Raw genomic sequence first — 15,743 nt, forward strand, 5'->3', positions numbered from 1 at the left:
TCCGGTCGTGTCACGTGACCGGAGGGGTCCGGTGCGGCACACTGGCGCTCATGACACCCCGCATCCCGCCCGGACGTTTCAAGGAACTCGGCCCGATCAACTGGGTGACATGGAAGGCCCTGTCCGCCGCCGGCGGCACCTCTGATGCCCACCTGTTCAGCACCCTCGGCCGCACCGGACGACTGTTCCGCGGGTGGTTGCACTACGCCGGCATGCTCATGCCGTTCGGCCGTCTCGGCCGGTTCGAATCGGAGATGGTCATCCTGCGCGTCGCGCATCTGCGCGAGTGCGGTTACGAATTCGACCACCACACCCGCCTGGGCCGCCGTGCCGGGATCACCGACGAGGTGCGCGAGCGTATCGTCGCCGGACCCGATGCTCCCGGCTGGCAGGCGAGGCATCGCGCACTTCTCCTCGCCGTCGACGAACTCGTGGCGACGAAGAATCTGTCCGACGAGACGTGGGCGTCGCTCACGCAGTTCTACGACGACCGCAGGCTCATCGAGTTCTGCCTGCTGGTCACGCAGTACGACGCTCTCGCCACGACCATCGGGGTGCTGCGGATCGAACGCGACTTCTGATCCGTCCGCACCGGCCGGCATCCGGCCGGCGGCGCGATCCCTAACAAGGCTGTTACACAACGTCACAGCGGCGTCATTGCTGGTCCATAGCGTATACAGCCATGTCCACAAAGACGTATACAGAAGCGTCGGTCCCCTCGACCTTCGCCTTCGACACCCTGCTGGTCGCCAACCGCGGTGAGATCGCGTGCCGCATCATGCGGTCCGCGCACAAGCTGGGTCTGAAGACTGTTGCGGTCTACTCGGACGCCGACGCAGCGGCCGCACATGTCGAACTCGCCGACCTCGCGGTCCGGCTCGGCCCGGCTCCCGCAGCCGAGTCCTACCTGCGGGCCGATCTCGTCGTCGAGGCGGCCCTGGCCACCGGTGCGGGAGCGATCCATCCCGGTTACGGATTCCTCTCGGAGAACGCCGAATTCGCCGCTGCCTGCGAAGGTGCGGGAATCGCCTTCGTCGGGCCGACCCCCGACCAGTTGCGCGTCTTCGGCGACAAGCACACCGCCCGTGAGGCCGCCCGCGCGGTGGGCGCGCCCCTCGTCCCCGGTAGCGGCCTGCTCGATTCGCTCGACGACGCGCTCGCCGCGGCCGAGGACATCGGCTATCCCGTGATGCTCAAGGCCGTCGGCGGGGGCGGCGGTATCGGGATGCAGGCCTGCCACAGCGCCGACGACCTGCGTGGGGCGTACGAACGCGTCATCCGTCTCGCCACGGCGAACTTCTCGTCCTCCGGTGTCTTCCTCGAACGGTTCGTCCCCCGCGCCCGGCACGTGGAGGTGCAGGTCTTCGGCGACGGGCACGGCCGGACGATCAGCCTCGGCACCCGCGACTGTTCGTTGCAGCGCCGGAACCAGAAGGTCGTCGAGGAAGCGCCCGCGCCGAACCTCCCCGACCACATCGTCGAGCAGATGCTCTCGTGTTCACGCGCTCTCGCGTCGTCGGTGCGGTACCGATCGGCGGGCACGGTCGAGTTCGTCTACGACGTCGACCGCGGCGAGGTGTCCTTCCTCGAGATGAACACCCGACTGCAGGTCGAGCATCCGGTCACCGAGGAGGTCACGGGCGTCGACCTCGTCGAGTGGATGCTGCGTCTCGCGCGCGGCGACGACAGCATGCTGGGCGGCCTGCCCGATTCCGGACCCGAGCTCACCGGGCACGCCGTGGAAGCCCGCGTGTACGCGGAGGATCCGGGACGCGACCACCGGCCGAGCGCGGGTCTGCTCACCCACGTCGAGTTCCCCGCCCACACCCGTATCGAGACGTGGGTGGACACGGGCACCGAGGTCGGCACCTTCTACGACCCGATGCTCGCGAAGGTGATCGTGCGCGGCGAGTCGCGGCGCACAGCATTCGCCGGGTTGGCGGAGGCACTCGACGACACCCGGATCCACGGCGTGCAGACGAACCTGTCGAAGTTGCGCAGGATCTGCTCCGAGGCAACGGTTCTCGACGCGGAGCATGTCACCACGACGCTGGCGGACATCCCCCCTGCCGGACGTCGCATCGACGTGCTGCGCGCCGGCACGATGACGACCGTCCAGGACTTCCCGGGGCGGATCGGACTGTGGGAGGTCGGGATTCCGCCGTCCGGCCCGATGGACGATCTCTCCTTCCGCGCCGCGAACGTCGCCGTCGGCAACCCCGAGGGCGCACCCGGTCTCGAATGTACCCTGCTCGGCCCGCGCCTCGAGTTCTCCGATCCGACGATCGTGTGTGTCACGGGCGCCCCCGCCGAGGTCACCGTCGACGGTGTGCCGGTGCCGATGTGGGAGCCCGTCGAGGTCCCGGCCGGCTCCGTTCTCGAAGTCGCCGCCCCCGTCGACGCCGGTCTGCGCACCTATGTCGCGGTCCGCGGCGGACTCGACGTGCCGCTCTATCACGGCAGCGCATCGACGTTCACGCTCGGCGGCTTCGGTGGGCCGACCGGCAGGGCGCTCGCGACCGGCGACGTGCTCGGCCTCGCGTCCGGCGAGGCGCTCACCGATCCGGCGCCGGTCCCCACCGCGATCCGCCCCATCCTCGGGCACACCTGGCATCTCGCGGTGACCGAGGGCCCGCAACCGGCCCCCGGCTACTTCACCGCCGACGACCTGCAGCAGTTCTACGACGCGACGTGGACGGTGCAGACGCACGCCAACCGCACCGGCATCCGGCTCGACGGCCCGAAGCCCACCTGGTCGCGCACCGACGGCGGCGACGCCGGCCTGCATCCGTCGAACCTGCACGACAATCCGTACAGCGTCGGCGCACTCAACGTCTCCGGCGACACTCCGATCCTGCTCGGCCCGGACGGTCCGAGCCTCGGCGGTTTCGCGTGCCCGCTCACGGTGGTCTCCGGTCATCGCTGGAAGCTCGGCCAGATCCGCCCCGGCGACTCGCTGCGGTTCGTGCCGGTCACCGACGAAGGGGCCGTCGAACTGCGCAACAGTGCGGCCCGCGGCGCCGACCTCCCGCCGGTCGCCCGGCAGAGCGCACCCGACGGTGGGCGCCTCGGTCGCATCGAGCCGTTCTTGGACCACCCCGAGGTCGTGTATCTGCGCGGTGGCGACGACAACATCCTCGTCGAGTACGGCGAGATGGTGCTCGATCTCGGCCTGCGCATGCGGGTGCACGCATTGTCGGAGGCACTGGCCGCCACGCATCTACCCGGCATCGTCGACGTCACGCCGGGTGTGCGCTCGCTGCACATCCACTTCGATCCCGATGTGCTGCCGCAGTACCGCCTGCTCGGGGTGCTGCAGGATCTCGAGACGGAACTGCCCGCGACGCGCGATCTGGTGGTGCCGAGCCGCACCGTCCGCCTGCCACTGTCGTTCGACGACCCGTCCATCGCCGACGCCATCTCGCGCTACCGCAGCGGGGTGCGCGACGAGGCGCCCTGGCTGCCGTCGAACACCGAGTTCATCCGGCGCATCAACGGTCTCGACTCGATCGAGCAGGTCCGCGACACCGTCTTCGACGCCGAATATCTCGTCCTCGGTCTCGGTGACGTCTATCTCGGTGCGCCCCTGGCCGTTCCGCTCGATCCGCGGCACCGGCTGGTCACGACGAAGTACAACCCGGCCCGCACGTGGACGCCGTCCGACGCAGTGGGCATCGGCGGCAAGTACCTGTGCGTCTACGGCATGGAATCGCCCGGCGGATACCAGCTGGTCGGACGGACGATCCCCATCTGGTCGGGCTACCGGCAGACGGGGCCGTTCGAGGAGGACAAGCCGTGGCTGTTCCGGTTCTTCGACCGCATCGTCTGGGAACCGGTGACGCCCGATCAGTTGCTCGAACACCGGGCCGCGGCGAAGGCGGGCCGGTTCGACGCCGACATCTCCGACGGCACCTTCGCTCTCGACGACCACCTGCGTTTCCTCGAGGACAACGCCGACTCCATCGACGCCTTCCACGCCGCACAGGCCCGCACGTTCGACGCGGAGAAGCGGGCGTGGCGTGATGCCGGAGAGTTCGACCGCGTCGACAGCGAGCCGATCGAGATATCCGCCGTCGGTGATCCCCTCGACGGGATGCCGACCGGTGCCGTCGTCGTCGAGGCACCGATGGTCGGCAACGTCTGGCGCGTGGAGGTCGCCGAGGGCGACACCGTCACTGCCGGGGACACTGCGGTGATCCTCGAGGCGATGAAGCTCGAGATGCCCGTGCCGTCGGAGACCACCGGCACGGTCCTGAAAGTTCTCGTGATCCCGGGCACGAAGGTTGCACCCGGGACCCCCCTTCTCGTGATCGGAGCAGTCTGATGAGCATCGGCAGTACCCTCGACAACCCGGGTGTCGGATTCGCGACGCCCGCCCCCTCGGTGAGGGTGTCCGCTACCGATCGCGTTTGCGCCGCACTGGGCCGCATCGACGAGGTGGATCGACCCGAGGTGTGGATCGCGTTGCGCAGCGCCGACGATCTCCTCGCCGACGCGGCCGCCGTGGACGCGCGGGTCGCCGCCGGTGAGTCGCTTCCGCTCGCCGGTCTGGTCGTGGCGGTCAAGGACAACGTGGACGTCGCGGGAATCCCCACCACCGCGGCGTGTCCGGAGTTCGCGTACGTCCCGGAGGAAACAGCTTCGGGTGTCGATCGTCTGGTTGCCGCCGGCGCCGTCGTGCTGGGCAAGACCAATCTCGACCAGTTCGCCACCGGTCTCGTCGGCACCCGGAGCCCCCACGGGGCGGTGCGGTGCGCGTGGGATCCCGAGAAGGTCTCGGGCGGTTCCAGTTCGGGTTCGGCGGCCGCGGTGGCGCTCGGTATCGCCGACATCGGGCTGGGCACCGACACGGCCGGTTCGGGACGTGTTCCGGCCGCGCTGCACGGAATCGTCGGCATCAAGGCCACTCTCGGAGTGATCCCGGCGCACGGTGTGGTCCCGGCCTGCGTCGACTACGACTGCCTCACGGTCTTCGCGACGTCGCTCGACCTGGCGGCGACCGCCGTCCGGATCATGGCCGGACCCGAACCCCGCGACCCGCGCAGCAGGACCTGGCCCGCGGATGTACGACTCGCCGCGCCGAACACCCTGCGCGTCGCGGTGCCGCGCGCCGAGGATCTCGAGGCGCTGTGCGAGGAGTACCGTGACGCCTTCACCCGCACGGTGGCCGCGGCGCGCGAGTCCGGCATCGAGATCGCGGAAGTGGATATCTCACCGCTGCTCGACGCAGCCCTGCTCCTGTACGACGGTGCCGTCGTGGCCCAGCGCTACGCGGCCGTCGGCGAGTTCCTGTCGACGGCACCGGAGGGCGCCGATCCCACCGTCGCCGCGATCGTCGCCGGGGCGAAGAAGCCCGCCGCCTACGAACTCGTCGAGGACATCGACACGCTCACCCACGTGAAGGCGTTCGCCGCTGAACTGCTGGCCGGGTTCGACGGGTTGCTGCTCCCGACGACGACGGAACACCCGACGATCGCCGCGGTGCAGGCCGATCCGATCGCGATCAATCGGCGGATGGGCACCTACACGAACTTCTGCAACCTGCTGGACATGGCAGCGGTGGCGGTGCCCGGCGCGCCCACGGCGGCCGGTGAGCCGTTCGGGGTCATGGTCGTGGTCCCGGCTTTCGGCGACCAGGTGGCGGTGGACGTCGCGGCCGCGCTGAACGGTGTGGATGCACCGCGCGTCGTCGAATCCGGCGTCGAACTCGCGGTCTTCGGAGCACACCTGCGCGGTCAGCCGCTGCACTTCCAGCTCGAGGAACTCGGGGCGCGCTTCGTCGAGGAGGTGCACACCTCCGACGCGTACCGTCTCGCCGCACTGAACACGACGCCGCCGAAGCCGGGACTGGTGCGTCACGCACCGGGCGAGGGCGCCGCGATCGTCGGTGAACTGTTCCGGTTGTCGGAGGCCGGACTGGGCCGGTTCCTCGCTGCGCTGCCCGCCCCGATGACGTTGACGAGCGTCGAACTGGCGGACGGGCGGTGGGTCGTCGGTTTCGGGTGCACCCAGGACGCAGCCGCCGACGCGGTGGACATCACCGAGTTCGGCGGCTGGAAGGCCTACCGGGCGTCCTGACCCCGGCTCCGGAGTGCACCGGACGAACCGGTCAGCGGGGCGGCGGATCGACCTTCACACCGCCACCGGCGTGTTCCGGTCCGGCGTCGGGATGGTCGGCCGGCAGACGGTCGCGGAACCGTGCGGCCTCGCTGGGAACGGGACCGCCGGTGGGATCCTGCGAACGACGATACGGTCCGGGCTTCGGACGGGGCTTGCCGCCCGGGAAGGCGAGCCGGGCGATGGTGCGGTGCACCATGAACCACTGCTTGCCCAATCGGCCCGAGTTGTAGGGCAGTTCGTAACGCTCGCAGATGTCCTTGACCTTCGGCGCGACCTCCGCGTAACGGGTGCTCGGCATGTCGGGGAACAGGTGATGCTCCACCTGGTAGCCGAGATTGCCGCTGAGGATGTGGAACAGCGGGGTGCCTTCGATGTTCGCGGCGCCGACGAGCTGCCGCACGTACCACCCTCCACGCGACTCGTTCTCGACCTCCTTCTTCGAGAAGGTATAGGTCTGGTCCGGGAAGTGCCCGCAGAAGATGATCGCGTGCGCCCACACGTTGCGAATGATGTTGGCCGTGATGTCGGCGAGAACCGTCGCGAGGAAGGTCTTCTCGACACCGGGCAGATACCGGTCGGCGAGATGGGCTGCGGTACGAAACTTTCCGGACCGGCCCTTGCCCATCGGTCCCTTGCTCATCGACCGCAGTCGCCGGCCCAGACGCGAGGTCTTCGGCTGGGGCAACCGGCCCTGCAGCGCGACCTGCGCGAGACCGAACAGCGCGGCGCTCACCAGCGGCCAGCCGACGTAGTCCTTGACGAACTGCGCGCGGGCCTTGCCGAAGATGCCCTTCAGCTCCTCGATCACCTGACCGGTCGACTTCTCGCCGGCCCACAACGCCTCGAGGTCGAGGTCGTGCAGCGCCACACCCCATTCGAAGAGCACGGTGAGCAGCGCGTTGTAGAGAGGTTGCGCCAGGTAGACGGGGTGCCACTTCTGGTGCGGGTCGATCCGCATGATCTCGTAGCCGAGATCCTTGTCGAGGCCGCGGATGTTCGTGAACGTGTGGTGGATGTAGTTGTGCGAGTGCTTCCACGCCTCCGCGGTGGAGGCGGTGTCCCAGTCCCACACCGACGAGTGGATGTCCGGATCGTTCATCCAGTCCCACTGGCCGTGCATGACGTTGTGGCCGATCTCCATGTTCTCGAGGATCTTCGCCACTCCGAGACAGGCTGTCCCGGCCACCCAGGCGGGCTTGTACGACGACGCGAAGAGCAGTAACCGCCCCGCGACGACCAACTGCCGTTGCGTGGCGATGACGTTCTTGATGTACTGCCGGTCCTTGTCGCCGAGACTCGAGTACACCTCGTCGTGGATGGCGTCGAACTCCTTGGCGATCTGCTCGAGATCGTCGTCGCTCAGATGCGCGAGCGGACTCTGTGGTTCCCGTGTCCCGGTGTCGGTCCTGTCGATGCTTCTCGTCACGACGCGCCCCCTGCTTCGAAGCCGGTTGCTTCACAGTTCTATTTCGATGTCACCCTCCGCGGTGTGGATACAGGTACGCACCGCAGCCCCGGTGGGCTCGCTCACCTCGTCGGTCCGCAGGTCCCGGAGTTGCCCGGATTTCAGCGTTCCGACGCACGTGTGGCAGATGCCGATACGGCAGCCGTATGGCAACTTCAGGCCGGCGTTCTCGCCTGCGACCAGGATGGGTGTTCCCCCGTCGCACTCCACCTCTTTCTCGCTGTCGAGGAAGTGGATGGTGCCGCCCTCGCCGCTCCCGGCATTCCCACCGATGATCGGCTGGAAACGTTCGAGGTGGAATCTTTCGGGATCACCGTGTTCGTCCCAGTGTTCTTCGAGGGCGTCGAGCAGGTCGCGCGGGCCCGAGCAGAAAGCGTCGCGTTCGCGCCAGTCGGGGCACAGATCGCCGAGATCGCCGGGGGTGATGCGGCCGCGGTCGCCGCTGAGCCACAGCTCGAGACGCATTCCGGGATGCCGCTCGTCGAGGTCGCGCAGGGTCGAGCCGAAGATCACCTCGTCCTCGGTGTGGGCGGAATGCACGACGACGACGTCGTCGATGCGGTCGCGGTGGTCGAGGCTGCGCAGCATGCTCATGATCGGGGTGATCCCGCTGCCCGCGCTGATGAACAGCATCTTCGCGGGCAGCGGGTCGGGCAGGGTGAACACGCCCTCGACCTCACCGAGGCGGACGATGTCGCCGGGGTCGAGTTTGCGGACCAGGTACGGCGAGACCACGCCATTCTCGACGAGTTTGGGTGTGATGCTGATGAGCCCGTCGACCGGATCGGGGTCGGAGGTGAGCGAGTACGCGCGCCAGTGGTAGACCCCGTCGATGACCACCCCGAGCCGCACGTACTGGCCCGGCTCGTGACCGCGCCACTCGTAGGCCGGGCGGATGAGCACCGATGCGGCGTCGCCGCCCTCGGGGACGACCCGCTCCACACGGCCGCGCAGTTCGCGGGTCGTCCAGAGCGGGTTGATCATCTCGAGATAGTCGTCGGGCCGCAGAGGTGTGAACAGGTGCCGCACCGTGCGCAGCAACCATCTCCGAACCGGGTGCACGTGTGGGCGAGCGCCGCGTTCCGCCATGGCGCAACACTACGCGGGCGCGCACACCTCACATGCACATTCGTCGCCGATGTGGGATCGGTGACAGCTCAGCGCAGGATCGTCAGCTGCACCACGGAATCGGCGTTCGCGACGAGGCGGTGCACGATGCCGGCGTCGACGTGGACGGCGGTACCCGGTACGAGCGACACGGTCTCGTCGGCGGTGCTGAACGAGATGTCGCCGGTGACGGCCTGCACGAGGATCGGAGCGCCGGCCTTGTGGTCGTCCATCGTCTGCCCGGCGACGAAGGACAGACGTACCACGGTGGCACCGGTGACCGCCGCGAGCTTCTCGATGCGTGGCCCGCTCCCCTCGCCCGCGTTGAGCTCCGCGAGCCCCTCGATACGGGTGAGCTTGCCCTCGACCTGCTGTGTACTCATCACGCTTCCTTCTTCGTGGCGACGATCTCGATCGCGACCAGATGCTTCTTGTACTTTGTGAACGTCGACCGCATCTGAAGCACCCGGCTGCGGGCGTCGGAGTCGCGAAGGACGTTGCGAACGAACTTCAGGGTGCCGGGCAGGCCCTCGTCGGCGAGGATGCGCTTGGGTTCGAGCAGCGCCATGGGAGCGAAGCCGATCTTCTCGACCTCGAATCCGTTCTCCTCGAACAGGGTCCGCCATTCCGCCGCGGTGAGCGGGCGGGCGTTGACCTTGATCGAGCGCGCGAGCGACGTGCGGATCTCGGTCTTGACCTCGTCATCGACCTCGTCGGGTTCGATCGCGAGTTCGTGGATGGCGTACCGGCCGCCCACACGGAGCACCCGGCGGGCCTCCTGCACGATCTCCGCCTTGTGCCTGTCGGTCTGCATGGTCAGCATCGCCTCGCCGACCACGACGTCGGCGACCTCGTCGTCGAGTCCGGTCTTCGACGCCTCGCCGCTGACCACACTGCCTCCGCCGGCGATGGCCTTGCGCGTCAGTTCGGCTGCCGTCTCGTCGGATTCGACTCCGGTGTAGCTGCCGGGCGAGTACGCGAGGATCTCCTGCGCCGTCCGGCCGAGGCCGGGCGCGAACTCGACGACGTCCGCGCCACGCAACCTCGCGTCGGCGAGCACGCGTGCCGTCAGTTCCTTACCGCCGGGCCGCAGCACACGCTTGCCCAGGCGGGCGAGCAGCCAGTGTCCCGGCAGGTGGGCGGTGTCCCTACCCGCAAGGGGGAGAGCGTCTTCCGATGCGCGCTTGTCCGCCATGTTCTGCACTCCTTCTCGCGAGGGCAAGGGTGGCTACGGTTCCGAGGCTCTCCGGACCGGTCGTAACGTGGACGGTGCGTCGGTTGTCGCCTCCATGGCGCCGACTATAGAGGATTTTCCTCCTTTTAATAAGGTGACCCTCACCTGAGAGTCACCGCGGGCGCGACGGGAGAGCGGACTTGGCACGGCGGGTGAAGCAACGCGAGCGGATTCTCGGCCTGTTGCGGGAGTCCTCGGGCCCGGTCGACGCCCATCATCTCGCCGCCACGCTCGACCTGCACGTCACGACCGTCCGCTTCCATCTCGCGGGCCTCGGGGAGGAAGGTCTCGTCCGCACCCGGCAACTTCCGATCGAGCGGGTCGGGCGCCCGCGCCTCGGCTACGTCGCGGTGAAGGAACCGTCCTACACCGATCTCGTCGCGCTGCTCGCCGCGCGGATCGGGGGCACCCCCACCGAGCGCGAGGACAAGGCGTTCGAGGTGGGCTCGGACTGGGCGGGCATGCTCGCCCTCGCACCCGCGCCGACCGTCGACGCCGGCACGCTCGTCATCGACGCCCTGCAGCAGTTGGGTTTCGAGACGCAGAGCGCGACGAACGCCTTCGGCACCCACAGCCTCACGTTGTGCACGTGCCCGCTCGCGGAGATCGCCCGCACGAATCCCGAAGTGATGCGCGGCATCCAACGCGGATTGATCCAGCGTGTCCTCGACGACCACGCCGACCTGCTGCGCAGCCGCTACGCCGTCGACGTCCGGCCCGACCCGCAGGACGGTAACTGTCTCGTGCAGCTGGTGCTGCGCCCGGAGAAGGGCGGAACGACGTCAGCCCGCGACGACGGTCGAGTCGTCACGGGCTGAGCCGGTACATCCGAGCGGGGATCCGCCCACACGGAAGAAGGGTGAACGCGGGGCCTCGGGTCGGCCCCGCATCCTCAGAAGTTGATCATGTGTCCTGCGAGACCGTGGATGGCCTCCTGCAGCGCCTCGCTCAGAGTCGGGTGCGTGTGGACGTTGCGCGCGAGCTCGTTGACCGTGAGGTCCCACTTCTGGGCCAGGGTCAGCTCGGGCAGCAGCTCCGAGACGTCGGGGCCGATGAGGTGGCCGCCGATGAGCTCACCGTGGGTCTTGTCGGCGATGAGCTTGACGAAGCCGTTGGGATCGCCCAGACCGTGCGCCTTGCCGTTGGCGGTGAACGGGAAGGTCGCGACCTTCACGTCGTAGCCCTCGGCCTTCGCCTGCTCCTCGGTGAGACCGAAGGAGGCGACCTGCGGCTGGCAGAAGGTCGCACGCGGCATCATGCGGTAGTCGCCGAGCTCGAGGGTCTCGGCACCGCCGATGGTCTCGGCCGCGACCACGGCCTGCGCCTCCGCGACGTGCGCGAGCTGAAGCTTCGCGGTGACGTCGCCGATGGCGTAGATGCCCTTGACGTTGGTGCGCATGCGCTCGTCGATCGCGATGGCACCGCGGTCGGTGAGCTCGACGCCGGTGTTCTCGAGGCCGTAGCCCTCGACGCGCGGCGCGAAGCCGACCGACTGCAGCACCTTGTCGACCGTGACGGTCTCGACGTTGCCGGACTTGTTGTCCTTGATCTCGACGGTCACCTTCGAACCGTCGTCCGAGATCTTCTGCACCGCGGCACCGGTCTTGATGGTGATGCCGAGCTTCTTGTACGCCTTGGCGATCTCCTTGGAGACGTCGGCGTCCTCGTTGGGCAGTGCGCGGTCGAGGAACTCGACGATGGTGACGTCGACCCCGTAGTTCTTCAGGACGTAGCCGAACTCCATGCCGATGGCACCGGCACCGACGATGACGATGGACTCGGGGAGGTCGCGGGTGAGGATCTGCTCCTCGTAGGTGACGACGTTGTCGCTGAGCTCGGTGCCCGGGAGCAGCTTGGTGACGGAGCCGGTGGCGATGATGACGTTGTCGAAGGTCACCTGTTCGGTGCCGCCCTTGGTGAGGGCCACCTCGATGGTCGTGGCGTCGACGAACGAGCCCTTACCGTCGTATTCGGTGATCTTGTTCTTCTTCATGAGGAAGTGCACGCCCTTGGTGCGCCCGTCCGCGACCTTGCGGCTGCGGTCGTAGGCGGCACCGAAGTCGAAGGACACGTCTCCCGAGATGCCGAAGGTCTTGGCCTCTTTGTTGAAGAGATGTGCCAGCTCGGCGTTGCGGAGAAGTGCCTTCGAGGGGATGCAGCCGACGTTCAGGCAGACACCACCCCAGTACTTCTGCTCGATGATGGCGGTGCTCAGTCCCAGCTGTGCCGCGCGGATAGCAGCGACGTACCCACCGGGACCGGCTCCGAGGACAACGACGTCATAGTGTGAGGTCACGGATATACAGGGTAGTCCCGCCCGATTCCGGTGTCTGCCGATGGTCCGGTTACCGGCCGGTAGCTACCGGATCCGGTGATCGGCCGTGTATCGGCGCACGGCGAGCGGGACCGTCACGGCGAGCAGCACGACGCACCAACCGAACGCCGACCACACCGGATGGTGCAGCGGCCACGCCGCATCCGCGGGTACCGGCGCGGACGCCGAGAGCAGCTCGCGCAGCGCACCTACGACGGCACTGACGGGATTCCACTCGGCGATCTGTCGGACGACCACCGGCATCGTGTCGGTGGGCACGAAGATGTTCGAGAACGTGATCGTGCCGAAGATCATGGGTGCGCACTGCTGCAGGACCTGTTCGTCCCGGATCGAGACGCCGAGCCACACACCTACCCACGAGAATGCGAACCGGAACAACAGCAGCACCACCGCGGCGAGGGCGATCTCCCCGGCGCCCGCTTCGATCCGCCAGCCGACGAGATATCCGATGCCGACCATCGGCGCCAGCGTGACCGCACACGTCAGGGTCTCGGCGAAGGCGAGTCCGGCGGGCGCGGCCACCGGGGAGGTGGGCAGGGTCCGGAAGCGATCCGACAGTCCGCTGCGCATGTCGGCGTTCGCGGTGGCGGCGGTGGTCGCGAGGCCCATGGCCGCCACGAGGACGAGCACACCCGGCATCAGGTATGCGCGGTAGGCGGCGCCCTCGCCACCGGACAGGGCGCCGGCGAAGACGAATCCGAAGAGCAGCATCATGCCCAGCGGTGCGGCGAGGGTGACGAACAGCAGGGCCGGCGAGTGCCGGTAGGTCAGCAGGACGCGATGCAGCAACGTCCGGGTGCCGGTGAGGGCAGAACTGCCGTGGCCGGACTCGTGGATGGTGGTCATGCGGACTCCTCGATTCGCTCGCGTCCGGTCAGGGTCAGGAATGCCTCGTCGAGACCGACGCGGCGACGGCCGATGTCGTCAACGGGGACACCCGCGTCGTCGAGGGCGCGCAGCACGGGCAGCAGCGGCACCGAGTGGGCGTCGGTCGTGAAGGACAGCCGGACCGAGCCGTTCTCGACCGGCACCTGGATGCCGTTGTGGCGCAGGCCGAATGCGCCGATGACGGCGACGGCCTCGTCGATGCGGGCGGCACCGGGGAGGACGAGGTCGAGTCCGGAGCCGACCGCCTCCTTGATCTCGGCGGGAGTGCCGGTCGCGATCGTCCGGCCCGCGTCGAGGATGGTGATGTCGTCGGCGAGCCGGTCGGCCTCGTCGAGATACTGCGTGGTGAGCAGGACCGCGGTGCCCTCGGCGACCAGTTCGCCGACCATCCCGTAGATCTCGTTGCGGCTGCTCGGGTCGAGACCGGTGGTCGGTTCGTCGAGGAAGAGCACGTCGGGTCGCACGAGCATCCCGGCGAGCAGATCCAGCCGCCGGCGCATGCCGCCGGAGTAGGTGCTCGCCTGCCGGTTCGCAGCATCGGCGAGGCCGAAGCGGTCGAGCAGTTCGACCGTGCGGGTGTGGGCGGCGCGGCCGGCCAGACCGTGCAGGCGAGCGACGATCATCAGGTTCTCGACACCGGTCAGTCGTAGATCCACCGCGTGGTACTGGCCGACGAAGCCGATGCAGCGCTTCACGCGGGTCGCGTCGTGCACCACATCGAAGCCGCGTACGCGGGCACGTCCGGCCGTGGGCCGCAGCAGGGTGGCGAGCATCCGGACGATGGTGGTCTTCCCCGATCCGTTCGGACCGAGGAGCGCATGGACGCGCCCCGGCGGGACGCGCAGGTGGACGTCGTCGACGACGATGCGATCGCCGAACGCCCGGGTGAGGCCTTCCGCCTCGAGTGCCATCTCGATCACGATCCACCTATCGATCGGGAACACCGTTCGCAGTTCGAGGGTACGCATCTGCGAACATCGTTCGCAACCCGTTCGAGGAGGCATGCTGTCCTGCATGACGGTCTCCGACTCGATCTGGCTGCGGTCCGACACCGGGCGCCCCGGCCCGCGACCGGCCTACACGCTCGACCAGCTCGCAGACGCGTGCGTGCGGATCGCCGACGAGGACGGCATCCGCGCCCTGTCCATGCGCAGGCTCGCCGACGCCCTCGGCACCGCCCCCGCGTCGCTCTACCGCTACGTCTCCGGCAAGACCGATCTCGTGGACCTCATGGTCGACCGGGCCGGAGCCGAATACCGCTTCGCTCCGCTGACCGGTGACGTGCGCGCCGACGTACTCGACGTCGCCGAACAGTCCCGCGCAATCCACCGCCGGCATCCCTGGCTGAGCCAGGTCACGGCATCGACGCTCGGCCCGAACTCGATGCGGTATCTCGACCACCTCGTCGGCGCCCTCGCCCCCGCCGGACTCGACCCGACCGCGACGATGACCGGAGTCGCCCTCCTGTCGGGGTGGGTCACCAACTTCGCCGCGCAGGAGGCCGCCGGGATGTCTGCAGGGGCGGCCGGCGGCGGAGCCGCGCACATCGCCGCGATGCTCGAGCACGGCGACTACCCGCATCTCACCGCCCTGATGACCGGCGCGTCCGCCGGAGGATCCGCAGGTGATGTCGCAGATGCGGACAGCCGCAGCGGTGCGGACGACGGATCCGATGCGAACGACCGTGCGTTCCGCGCCGGCATCGACGCGCTCCTGTTCGGCATCGCGCCGACCCGCTGACATCGCCTGCCGGCTCCCTGCAAGAGCCGGAGTGATGATCACGGACCGAGCGCGCGGAGACATTCTTGGCGACCACTTGGTGCGCGACGATCTCCGGCGCCCGCTCGGCACCAAGCCGGTTCCAAGTCCGGCCGCGCACGCTACCGACATGACTTCCGCATCCCTCACCCCGCGCCTCACCACCGACGACGACCTGCTCGGAATGCGGCTCGCGCACCGCGTGATCCTCCGCGACGTCACCCGGCTCCGCGAACTGGCGGACCGGATGCTCGCAGATCCGTCGAGCTTCGACAGGGCCCGCTACGCGGCGACCGCCGACTATGTCGGACTGTTCGTCGCGAGTCTCTACCACCATCACAACGTGGAGGACCTCGCACTCTGGCCGCTGATCACCGCGTCGGCCGGACCCCACGTCGACTTCACCGAACTCACCGACGACCACGACGAACTCGACCCGCTCCTCGACGAACTCGGCGAATTCACCCGTGGGCTCCCCGACCCCGCGGCAGTGGCCGGCTTCGCACGCACCCTCCGCACGCTGAGTGAGCACCTCCACGAGCACATCGCGGACGAGGAGGGAACGGTCTTCCCGCTCATCACCGGGCACGTCTCCGCCGACGCGTGGCAGCGGTTCGAGAAGGACGCCCAGCGCGGTGGCCGGGCCGACTTCGACCTCACCCGCTTCTTCGCCGTGATGACCGAGGACGAGACCGAGCGGGTCCGCCGCGAACTGCCCCTTCCGGTGCGACTGATGGTCGCGGTCTTCTCCCGTCGGCAACGACGCCGCGAGCGTGCGGTGTTCGGATGACCCTGCTGTTCGGCTGACCCTGCTGTTCGGCTGACCCTGCTGTTCG

13 protein-coding genes are annotated in these 15,743 nt (G+C 68.5%); 6 read left to right on the forward strand and 7 right to left on the reverse strand.

Going from position 1 to position 15,743, the window contains the following annotated elements; all coding sequences use genetic code 11:
* Positions 1–50 precede the first annotated feature (50 nt).
* The 3 genes from KXC42_RS18635 to atzF all read left to right on the forward strand — a co-directional run bounded on the left by KXC42_RS18635 (position 51) and on the right by atzF (position 6,078).
* Positions 51–581, forward strand: a complete 531-nt coding sequence (locus tag KXC42_RS18635; protein WP_039585650.1) for a carboxymuconolactone decarboxylase family protein — start codon at positions 51–53, stop codon at positions 579–581.
* 101 nt (positions 582–682) lie between these two features.
* Positions 683–4,324 (forward strand): urea carboxylase, encoded by a 3,642-nt coding sequence (gene uca, locus KXC42_RS18640; protein ID WP_052227293.1) that lies wholly within the window; start codon positions 683–685, stop codon positions 4,322–4,324.
* Positions 4,324–6,078: an allophanate hydrolase gene (gene atzF, locus KXC42_RS18645; RefSeq protein WP_257605858.1), complete on the forward strand. Its 1,755-nt coding sequence runs from the start codon at positions 4,324–4,326 to the stop codon at positions 6,076–6,078. The genes uca and atzF overlap by 1 nt, the downstream gene beginning before the upstream one ends.
* 31 nt (positions 6,079–6,109) lie before the next feature.
* Here the strand turns inward: atzF and KXC42_RS18650 are convergent, their stop codons facing one another.
* The 4 genes from KXC42_RS18650 to KXC42_RS18665 form a co-directional block, all read right to left on the reverse strand.
* Positions 6,110–7,546, reverse strand: coding sequence for an acyl-CoA desaturase (locus tag KXC42_RS18650; RefSeq protein ID WP_064062056.1), 1,437 nt, complete (start codon positions 7,544–7,546; stop codon positions 6,110–6,112).
* Between the two features lie 30 nt (positions 7,547–7,576).
* The gene (locus tag KXC42_RS18655; protein ID WP_219129361.1) at positions 7,577–8,674 is read right to left on the reverse strand and encodes a ferredoxin reductase; all 1,098 of its coding nucleotides are present in this window, start codon (positions 8,672–8,674) and stop codon (positions 7,577–7,579) included.
* 68 nt (positions 8,675–8,742) lie between these two features.
* Positions 8,743–9,075, reverse strand: coding sequence for a hypothetical protein (locus tag KXC42_RS18660; protein ID WP_006553595.1), 333 nt, complete (start codon positions 9,073–9,075; stop codon positions 8,743–8,745).
* A complete protein-coding gene (locus KXC42_RS18665; protein ID WP_064062060.1) occupies positions 9,075–9,887 on the reverse strand; it encodes a methyltransferase domain-containing protein in 813 nt (270 codons plus the stop codon). The genes KXC42_RS18660 and KXC42_RS18665 overlap by 1 nt, the downstream gene beginning before the upstream one ends.
* Before the next feature lie 179 nt (positions 9,888–10,066).
* Here KXC42_RS18665 and KXC42_RS18670 point away from each other — a divergent pair, with 179 nt between their 5' ends.
* On the forward strand, positions 10,067–10,744 hold the full coding sequence (locus tag KXC42_RS18670; RefSeq protein WP_257605860.1) for a metalloregulator ArsR/SmtB family transcription factor: 678 nt from the start codon (positions 10,067–10,069) through the stop codon (positions 10,742–10,744).
* 74 nt (positions 10,745–10,818) lie between these two features.
* Here KXC42_RS18670 and lpdA read toward each other — a convergent pair whose 3' ends face one another.
* From lpdA to KXC42_RS18685, 3 genes are all read right to left on the reverse strand, one after another.
* On the reverse strand, positions 10,819–12,222 hold the full coding sequence (lpdA, locus tag KXC42_RS18675) for a dihydrolipoyl dehydrogenase (RefSeq protein ID WP_219129362.1): 1,404 nt from the start codon (positions 12,220–12,222) through the stop codon (positions 10,819–10,821).
* A gap of 63 nt (positions 12,223–12,285) precedes the next feature.
* Positions 12,286–13,107, reverse strand: coding sequence for an ABC transporter permease (locus KXC42_RS18680; protein ID WP_219129363.1), 822 nt, complete (start codon positions 13,105–13,107; stop codon positions 12,286–12,288).
* Positions 13,104–14,060, reverse strand: a complete 957-nt coding sequence (locus KXC42_RS18685) for an ABC transporter ATP-binding protein (protein WP_257605861.1) — start codon at positions 14,058–14,060, stop codon at positions 13,104–13,106. Before KXC42_RS18685 ends, KXC42_RS18680 begins: the two co-directional genes overlap by 4 nt.
* A 103-nt stretch (positions 14,061–14,163) precedes the next feature.
* Here KXC42_RS18685 and KXC42_RS18690 point away from each other — a divergent pair, with 103 nt between their 5' ends.
* A complete protein-coding gene (locus KXC42_RS18690; protein WP_230809933.1) occupies positions 14,164–14,889 on the forward strand; it encodes a TetR/AcrR family transcriptional regulator in 726 nt (241 codons plus the stop codon).
* Positions 14,890–15,037: 148 nt separating this feature from the next.
* The gene (locus KXC42_RS18695) at positions 15,038–15,697 is read left to right on the forward strand and encodes a hemerythrin domain-containing protein (protein ID WP_255025602.1); all 660 of its coding nucleotides are present in this window, start codon (positions 15,038–15,040) and stop codon (positions 15,695–15,697) included.
* Positions 15,698–15,743: the final 46 nt, after the last annotated feature.

The sequence above is a fragment of the Rhodococcus sp. LW-XY12 genome (assembly GCF_019317345.1).
In the GTDB taxonomy this organism is placed as follows: domain Bacteria; phylum Actinomycetota; class Actinomycetes; order Mycobacteriales; family Mycobacteriaceae; genus Rhodococcus; species Rhodococcus pyridinivorans.